This window comes from Streptomyces sp. DvalAA-43 (assembly GCF_900091725.1).
Taxonomy (GTDB): domain Bacteria; phylum Actinomycetota; class Actinomycetes; order Streptomycetales; family Streptomycetaceae; genus Streptomyces; species Streptomyces pulveraceus.
The window spans coordinates 73,778-82,656 of record NZ_FMBW01000022.1; the positions used below are offsets into that span (position 1 = coordinate 73,778).

General features: G+C 72.0%; 5 protein-coding genes. 3 read left to right on the plus strand and 2 right to left on the minus strand.

Features of this window, described 5'->3' with window-relative positions; genetic code table 11:
• On the plus strand, positions 1–825 hold the full coding sequence (locus GA0115234_RS04700) for an SDR family oxidoreductase (RefSeq protein ID WP_093539561.1): 825 nt from the start codon (positions 1–3) through the stop codon (positions 823–825).
• A 48-nt stretch (positions 826–873) separates the two neighbouring features.
• Complete coding sequence (locus GA0115234_RS04705; protein ID WP_107405771.1) at positions 874–3,900, plus strand: non-ribosomal peptide synthetase; 3,027 nt, start codon at positions 874–876, stop codon at positions 3,898–3,900.
• A 65-nt stretch (positions 3,901–3,965) separates the two neighbouring features.
• Here GA0115234_RS04705 and GA0115234_RS04710 read toward each other — a convergent pair whose 3' ends face one another.
• Positions 3,966–4,589, minus strand: a complete 624-nt coding sequence (locus tag GA0115234_RS04710; RefSeq protein ID WP_093539562.1) for a DJ-1/PfpI family protein — start codon at positions 4,587–4,589, stop codon at positions 3,966–3,968.
• Positions 4,590–4,681: 92 nt separating this feature from the next.
• On the opposite strand from GA0115234_RS04710, the gene GA0115234_RS04715 reads away from it, so the two are divergent.
• Positions 4,682–6,019 (plus strand): aminotransferase-like domain-containing protein, encoded by a 1,338-nt coding sequence (locus GA0115234_RS04715; protein ID WP_093539563.1) that lies wholly within the window; start codon positions 4,682–4,684, stop codon positions 6,017–6,019.
• A 177-nt stretch (positions 6,020–6,196) separates the two neighbouring features.
• Here GA0115234_RS04715 and GA0115234_RS04720 read toward each other — a convergent pair.
• Positions 6,197–8,879, minus strand: a 2,683-nt coding sequence (locus tag GA0115234_RS04720) for an amino acid adenylation domain-containing protein (protein ID WP_141718396.1), incomplete at its 5' end; no start/stop codon positions are given.

Here is an 8,879-nt window from a genome sequence, read left to right on the forward strand (position 1 = left end):
GTGTTGCTGCGAGGGAAGACCGCCGTCGTCACCGGTGCGGCCCGCGGTCTCGGCCGCACCTGCGCGGTGCGATTCGCCCAGGAGGGCGCCGATCTCTTTCTGCTCGACGTCGCGGAGGACCTGCACGGCGTGCCCTACCCGCTCGGCTCGGCCGCCCAGCTCGCCGAGACGGCGGCGCTCTGCGAGAAGCACGGGGTCGCCGTCGCCACCGCCGCGGCGGACCTGCGGGACCCGGCGGCGGTGGCGGACGCGGCCGGACAGGCCCTCGACCGGTTCGGGCCGGTCCAGATCCTGGTGAACAACGCCGGTATCGCCACGCCCTCCGGCAAGCAGACCCATGAGATCACCGAGGCGGAGTGGTCGCTCATGCTCGACATCGATCTGTCGGGCGCATGGCGGATGACCAAGGCCGTCGTCCCGCAGATGATCGAGCAGCGGGCCGGCAGCGTCATCAATGTCTCCTCGACCGCCGGTCTGGTCGGCTACCGGCACTTCGCCGGATACGTCGCCGCCAAGCACGGGCTCATCGGCCTGACCAAGGCGTCCGCGCTGGACTACGCCCCCTTCGGGGTGAGGGTGAATGCCCTGTGCCCCGGTTCCGTACGCGACGACCCCCTCGTCGAGGGCCGGATGCTCTCGGAGATCGCCCGCTCCCTGGACGTGGCGGTCGGTGAGCACGAGGAGGTGTTCGTCCGGGACCAGCCGATGAACGCGCTCATCGAACCGCGGGACGTCGCGGGCGCGGCGGTCTGGCTCGCCGGGGACGACTCCCGGCAGGTCACGGGAACAGCCCTCACGGTCGACGGCGGGTTCAGCGCCCGCTGACATCGGCCTCGCGACCATCCCCCCTTCTCACCTGGCAGGAGGCCGTCCATGGCCGTAACAGTCTCCGCTCCCCCGCCGTTCGCGGCTACGGCGGACCGATCCGCTCCGACCCGTCCGGAATCCCGAATTCCGCCCCGCGCGGCCGACCTGCGCCGCGCATGCCACAGTCTCGTGGTCCGCGCCGCGCGCCGGATCGACGTGGCGGAGGCACAGGGGCGGCTGGCCCGAGCGGTGACGGATCAACTAGGAACGGGCACCCCACGGCTGTGGACGCGCCGGGCGGCCGCCGCCTCCGACGACGCCCGGAGCGCGGCCGTGGTGCGTACCGAGGCCGAACGGCCCGTGCATCCCGCCGGGCCGCCGGTGCGGGTCGTGCTCGTCGAGTACACCGACGACGTCGCCGACCTGGTGCTCGTGGCGGTCCGGGACCGGATCTCCCGGGAGGCGCTGACACGGCTGGCCGCGCAGGTGCTCGACGGTCCGGAGCGGGCGACCGGGGCCTTCGGCCCGCTGATCCCACCGGCACCATCGGCGCGGGACGCCGCGACCCGGCCCTCCCCGGAGTGGGGCCTCGGCACCCCCGCCAGGGCCGGGGAGTTCCAGCGCGTCGCGTTCCGGCTCCCCGCCCCGGAGGCCGGGACCGTCCCCGGCGACGCACGCGCCGTCGCGGCGGTCTCCCTCGCGCTGGCCTGCTACGACGGACGGCCGCAGGTGCGTCTCGACGTCGTCCCCGCTCACTCACCGACCGGCGAGCCGTCCGCCCTCGCCCTCACCGTCGACGAGGACGGCTCCATCGCCGGGCATCTCGAACACTGCCGTTCGGAGACGTCCGGTTCGCCCGGCACCGCCGCCGCGACACACGCGCCCGCCGGGGTCCTCCTGGTGCTCGGCCGGTCCCTGCCCGGTGTCCGCCAGTTGCCGTTCCTGGCACCTCCGGCGCCGGTCACGCTGTACGTCGAGCAGCAGCCGGACGGCTCGGCCACCGGCACCTGCTGGTTCGACGAGGGGGATGTCGACCCCGAGATCGGCGCCATGTTCGCGGGCCGTGTCGCCCATGTCGCCGATCAGCTCGCACAGTTGCCCGGAGACTCGCCGCTCTCGGCGGTGAGCCTGCTGAACACGGCCGAGGCCGCCGAAGTCCTGCGCCTGGGCGGGCTCGGCTCCGCCGCCGCCGAACCCCTGCCCGGTACCCCCGCCACGATCCACGGACGGATCACCGCGACGGCCCGCAGCCGTCCCGACGCGATCGCCCTCACCGACGAGTCGACGCAGCTGACCTACCGCCAGCTGGACGAACGTGCCGCGGCCATGGCCGAGGGGCTCGCCGCGCTCGGTGCGGACTCCGGCAGGGTGGGCGTGTGCCTGGACCGCGACGCCGGGCTCGTGGTGGCCCTGCTGGCGGTGCTCAAGGCGGGCTGCTCCTACGTCCCCATGGACAGCCGCTATCCCGAGGAACGCCTGCGCTACACGGCGTCCGACGCGGGGGTGGGCGTGGTCATCGGGGACCCCGAGACGTTCCCCCGGCTCGACGGCGTACGCGTGATCGGCCCCAAGGAGCTGGAGGGACTCGGCACCGACCGGGCCGCGCAGGGCTCCGCCCGCAGAGGGGACAGCCAGGACCCGGAGCGGGCGGACGCGGGCGCGGCAAGCGCCTATGTGATCTACACATCCGGCTCCACCGGCCGCCCCAAGGGGGTCGTGGTACCGCACCGCAATGTCACCTCGCTCGTGGACGCCACCGCTCCGGACCTCGGGCTCACTCCCGCCGACGTGTGGACGCTGTTCCACTCCAGCGCCTTCGACTTCTCGGTCTGGGAGATCTGGGGCGCTCTGCTGACCGGCGGACGGCTGGTCGTCGTCCCCTACTGGGTGGCTCGGGCACCCGACGAGTTCCATGAGCTCCTGGCCGCGGAACGGGTGACGGTGGTGAGTCAGACCCCCTCGGCGTTCCGCCAGCTCATCGAGGCGGACCGGCAGTCGGGGCCGGAGGCGGGCCTGGCGGTGCGCCTGGTCGTCTTCGGCGGCGAGCCGCTGGACGTGGTACGGCTCGCCCCCTGGTTCACCCGGTACTCGCCGAGCCGGTGCCGGCTCGTCAACATGTTCGGCATCACCGAGACCACGGTCCATGTCACCGCGCAGACCGTGACACCCGCCGAAGTGCTGGCTCGCTCCCGGTCGGTCGGCCGGGCGCTGCCGGGCTGGTCGGTGTCGGTACGCGACACCCACGGCCGGCTGCTGCCGCCCGGCGCGGCGGGAGAGATCCACGTCGGTGGTGCGGGGGTCGCCGACCGCTATCTGGGCCGCCCCGAGCTGACGGCCGAGCGCTTCGCCGACGATCCGCTGACCGGTGAACGCGTCTACCGCAGCGGGGACCGGGGGCGGCTGAGGCCGGACGGACGGCTCGACCACCTCGGCCGCCTCGACAACCAGGTGAAGGTACGCGGGCACCGCATCGAACTGGACGAGATCCGCTCCGTGCTGCTCGCCGCACCGGGCGTCGAGGTGGCGGCCGTCACTCTCCACCAGGAAACCCCGGGCGACTCCGCGAGCGCCCGGATCGACGCCTATGTGGTGCTCGGTGCGGAAGGCACGGAGAGGCGGGCGTTCGAGGCGGCCCGCCGGGTGCTGCCCGACTACATGATGCCGGCCACGGTCACCGCGGTCCCGGACATCCCGCTGACCCTCAACGGCAAGCTCGACACGTCCCGGCTGCCCAGGCCCCGGATCGGCTCGACGGAGCCATCGGCACCACGCATCGAAGACGTACCCGGCACCGGGCAGAACACCGGACCGGACCCCGAGCAGGACACCGGGCCGGACATCGGTGACGAACTCGCCGGGACCGTTCTCGGGGTCTGGTCGGATCTCCTGGGCGTCCCGGTGCGGACGAGCGACAACTTCTTCGAGCTGGGCGGCAATTCGCTGCTCGTCGTGCGCTTGCTCTCCGAGCTGCGGTCCCGGGGCCTGCCCAAGGTGACGACCCGCCAGTTCTACAGCAACTCCTCCGCCGACCGGTTCATCGCCCTGGTCGCTGAACTGGTCAAGGAGGCCGCGGCAAAGGACGACGCCTCGTAACGTCCCGCAAGGGGAGCCGCTTCCCGTTCGCCCCGGCGGGGCCGACGCCGCTCCCGCACCGGCGTTCAGACGAGCGCCGGTGCGGCAGCGGGCAGGTAGGGGGTGATGTTGCGCCAGGCGCGCTCCGTGTATTCCCTCTTCTCGCCGACCGGGGCGACATAGTGCAGTGCGCCGTCGGCGGCCTCCTTGCCCTGGAGGCGGGCGATGATCCAGGCGGCGAGGTAGTGCGAGGCCAGGCAGCCGCCGGCGGTGGCGATGTTGTCCTTGGCGTAGAAGGGCTGGTCGAGTACCTCGACGCCGGCGGCGATGACCCAGGGCTTGGTGATCAGGTCGGTGCAGGCGGGGACGGAGCCGAGCAGGCCGAGCCTGGCCAGCACGAGCGCGCCGGAGCACTGCGCCGCGATGAGCTGGCGCGAGGGGTCCAGGTTGCGCAGGACGTTCATGATCGCCGGGTCTTCGACGACCTCGCGGGTGGCGATGCCGCTGCCGACGATCACGGCGTCGGCGGCGCACGCCTCCTCAAGAGTGGACATCTGCTCGATGACCACCCCGTTCATCGACGTCACCTTGGGGCCGGGGGTGGCGACGGTGACGCGCCAGTCGTCGGTCTTGACGCGGTTGAGCACACCGAGCGCGATCAGGGAGTCGAGCTCGTTGTAGCCCTCGAAGGTGAGGATGGCGATGTGCACGGCGGCTGTCCTTCCGGGTGGGTGGGTGGGTCCTGACGGTAAGGAGCCGCGAACAGGACAGTCAAAGAATTGTCATGCATACAATTCGGTGCATGGCAGCCTCGCGGTACAAATCACTGGTGGACGCGCTCGCATCCGACATCCGGACCGGGCGGCTCGCCGCGGGCGTACGGCTGCCGACACACCGCGGGCTCGCCGCCCGTGAGGGCATCGCCGTGGTGACCGCGACCCGGGTGTACGCCGAGCTGGAAACGATGGGTCTGGTGAGCCGGGAACAGGGTCGCGGCACGTTCGTGCGTGACATCGCGGTTCCCGCCGGCCACGGCATCGACCAACAGGACGTCGCCACCGACGCGGTCGACCTCAACTTCAACTATCCGTCGCTGCCCGGACAGGCCGATCTCCTCCGGCAGGCCCTGCGCGAGGTGGCCACCTCCGGCGATCTCGACTCGTTGCTGCGCTACCAGCCCCATCGAGGGCGCCCCCAGGACAGAGCCTCGATCGCACGGCACCTGAGGCGTCGGGGAATCACCACCGACGCGGACCGGATCCTCATCGCCAACGGTGCGCAGCACGGCCTGGCCATCACCGTCATGGCCGCGCTCGACGCCGGTGACGTCGTCGCGGTCGACGCACTCACCTACCCGGGTTTCAAGGTGCTCGCGCACGCCTTCCATCTCGACCTGGAGCCCATCCCCACCACCACCGACGGACCGGATCTCGATGCCCTCGAAAGGCTGTGCGCGACCCGCCCCGTGCGCGCGATCTACACCATGCCCACCTTGCACAACCCTCTGGGCTGGGTCATCCCGGCAACCGATCGGACCCGCCTGATCAAGATCGCCCGGCAGCACGGCCCGTTCATCATCGAAGACGCCTCCTACGCCTACCTGGTCGAGAACCCACCACCACCTCTGGCCGCGACCGCGCCGGACATCACCGTCTACGTCTCGGGACTGTCCAAGAGTGTCGCCACCGGTCTGCGGGTCGGCTTCGTCGTCGCCCCGCCGTCTGTGGTGCCGTCGCTCGAACGCGCGATTCGGGCGACGACCTGGAACACCCCGGCCCTCACCACCGCGATCGCCTGCCGCTGGCTCGACGACGGCACGGTGGACCACTTGGAGGCGCAGAAACGAGACGACGCCAAGGCACGCCAAGTACTCGCCGGGCAAGAGCTGGCAGGGCTCCCCCTCATCGGCCACCCCGCGTCCTACTTCACCTGGCTGCCGCTGCCCGACGACGCACGCGCCGATCGTCTGACCGCCACCCTCGCCCGTCAGCGCATCTCGGTGGCCACGGCCGAACCGTTCACCACCTCGGTCCACACACCGCAGGCGATCCGCCTCGCCCTGGGCTCAACCGATCTGGACAGCCTCCGGTCGACGCTGCGCACGGTGCGACGAGTCGCTGTCGAGGACGCCTACGCTTGAACGCCCCTCGATCAGCCGGGCACGCCGCCCAGGAACTCGACGCACGACCACGCAGAACGCTCGACCGGGATACCCCGGCCGAGCGCCCGCCTGATCTGCACACCACCTGGCCAGACCAAGCAGTGTCGCAACACCTCCTTGAAACCGCCGTCGACCGGGCCCCTTACCCGTGTACGCCTACGCCGGGTCCTGGCCCGTGTCCTCCGACGGCCGGGCGACGAGCTCCCGGAGCCGGTCGGCCAGCACCGGACCGATCACGTTCAGCGCATCCGGAGTCGCCATGGCGGCGTGCTCGCAGTCGACCTCGTGGAAATCGATGGCGCCGTCGATGTGGGCCTCCCACATGCCCGGGGTGAGCAGGTCCTTGGGCTTGTCCATGGCCGCGAAGACCAGGGCGTCGGTCCGCACCCGCTCGTGCCGGTACTCAGGGCTGATCCGGATGTCGTTGATCATCACCTGGAGGATGGCGGCGAACTGTTCCTCCTCGAAGTCGGCGAACACCGAGTTGTGCTGTCGCGCGAGGCGCGTGAACCGCTCGTACGTGAGCGGGGTGCCCGCCGTGTCCGGCGCGGTCCCGGATTCCTCGTCCCCGTCCGGGCTGTCCGGGTCCACCCCGATCGCCTTGAGGAGCGTCAGATACACCATGGCCGCGTCCAGTTCGGCCTCCTCCGCCACTTCCTCCGCGGTCCGGGGGCGGGCGGGCTGTGCGTCGAGCAGGACGAGCAACGGTACGTCCTCACCCCGTTCGCGCAGCTTGGCGGCCATCGCGTGGGCCACGACGCCTCCGAAGGACCACCCCAGCAGGTAGTACGGGCCGTGCGGCTGGATGCGGGTGATCTCGGCGAGGTAGTCGTCGGCCACCTCTTCGACGGACCCCGGGAGGTATCCGGGAGTGGACAGGCCCCGGGCCTGGATGCCGTACACCGGGAAGTCCGCGTCCAGGTGCGGAAGCAGAGCCGCGTACGACCAGCTCAGTCCGCCTCCCGGGTGGATGCAGAACAGGGGCGCCCGGCTCCCCTGCGGGCGCAGCGGGAGCACCACGTCGAACGCGTCGCCCTGGCTCTCGTCCCCGTCCAGGCGCCGTGCCAGTCCGGCCACGGTCGGTGTCTCGAACAGGGCCCGGAGCGGGAGTTCGAGGCCGAGGACGTCGCGGACCCGGCCGATCAGCCGGGCGCCGAGCAGCGAGTGGCCGCCCAGGTCGAAGAAGCCGTCGTCGACGCCGACCCGGTCGACCTGGAGCACTTCACGGAACAGGGCGCTCAGCACGTCCTCGTTCGGTGTGCGCGGCGCACGGCCGGCCGAGGCCGTGTAGTCGGGCGCGGGCAGCGCCCGCCGGTCGAGCTTCCCGTTGGGGGTCATCGGCAGCGCGTCGAGCGGCACGACCGCCGACGGCACCATGTGTTCCGGTAGCCGCTGCCGCAGCGCGTCACGGATCCCGGCGATGCCGGTCCCGTCCGTGGCGACGACGTACGCCACCAGCCGTGGATCGCCCGCGCGGTCCTCCCGCACGACCACGACGGCATCGGACACCCCGGTCTGCTCCCGCAGCACCGATTCGGTCTCACCCGGCTCGATCCGGAAGCCACGGATCTTGACCTGCTGGTCGGCGCGGCCGAGGAACCGCAGCCCCTCGCCGTCGGTCCGGCAGACGAGGTCCCCGGTCCGGTACATCCGCGACCCGGGCGGGCCGTAGGGGTCGGCCACGAACCGCTCGGCGCTCAGCCCCGGCCTGCCCAGGTAGCCCCGGGCCAGCCCGGCACCCGCGATGTACAGCTCGCCGGGAACCCCCGGCGGAACCAGGCCCAGCCGCTCGTCCAGCACATAGGTGCGGGTGTTGAGGATCGGCCCGCCGAGACCGGGCGGGGTGCCGGGGAGCACGGTGGAGGCGGTGGACCAGATGGTGGTCTCCGTCGGCCCGTACAGGTTGGTGACGCCCGCCGCGTGTGCGGCGAGGGTCTCGGCCAGGTCGGCGGGGAGCGCCTCGCCGCCCACCAGGACGCGCAGCCCGTCGAGCACCTCGGTGCGTACGTCGACGAGCGCACGCCACAGGGTCGGTGTGGCCTGGGCGATGGTCGCCCGGCTGTCCCTGATGAGGTCGGCCAGCGCGTCCGGCGTGCGGACGGTGTCGCGGGCGGCGAGCACCAGGGTGGCCCCGTGGAGGAGCGGCAGATAGATCTCCAGGGCGGAGATGTCGAACCCGACGGTGGTCACCGCGACCCAGCGGTCCTCCGCGTGCAACGGGAACCGCACGGCCATGTCCGCCAGGAAGTTCGACAGCGCACCGTGGGGCAGCACCACGCCCTTGGGTGTGCCGGTGGAACCCGAGGTGTAGATGACGTACGCCGGATGGCCGGGGTCGAGCGGCCGGCCCGTGCCGACAGCCTCGGCAGCGGTGTCCGGCAGGGCGTCGAGCGCGGACCGGTGGCCGGGCGTGTCCAGGACGAGAACGGGGGTGTCCGTCCCGTCCGGGAGCAGCCCCGTCAGCGCGGCGGTGGTCACCGCCAGGACCGGCGTCGCGTCGGTGAGCATGTGCGCGACGCGGGGCGCCGGGTACTCGGGATCGACGGGCAGGTACGCGGCGCCCGACTTGAGAACGCCGAGCAGGGTGGCGATCAGATCCGGCGACCGTTCGAGCAGGACGGCGACGAGGTTCCCGGGGCCTGCCCCGTTCTCCGTCAGCCAGTGCGCGATGCGGTTGGCCCGCGCGTCCAGCATGGCGTACGACCACTCGGTGCCGTCATGGACGACAGCGGTCGCGTCCGGGGTACGGGCGGCCTGGGCGGCGAACAGCTCGGGAACCGTGTCACGCGGGAACTCCCCGCTGGTGCCGCGCCATTCGTCGGTGATCCCCCGGCGTTCC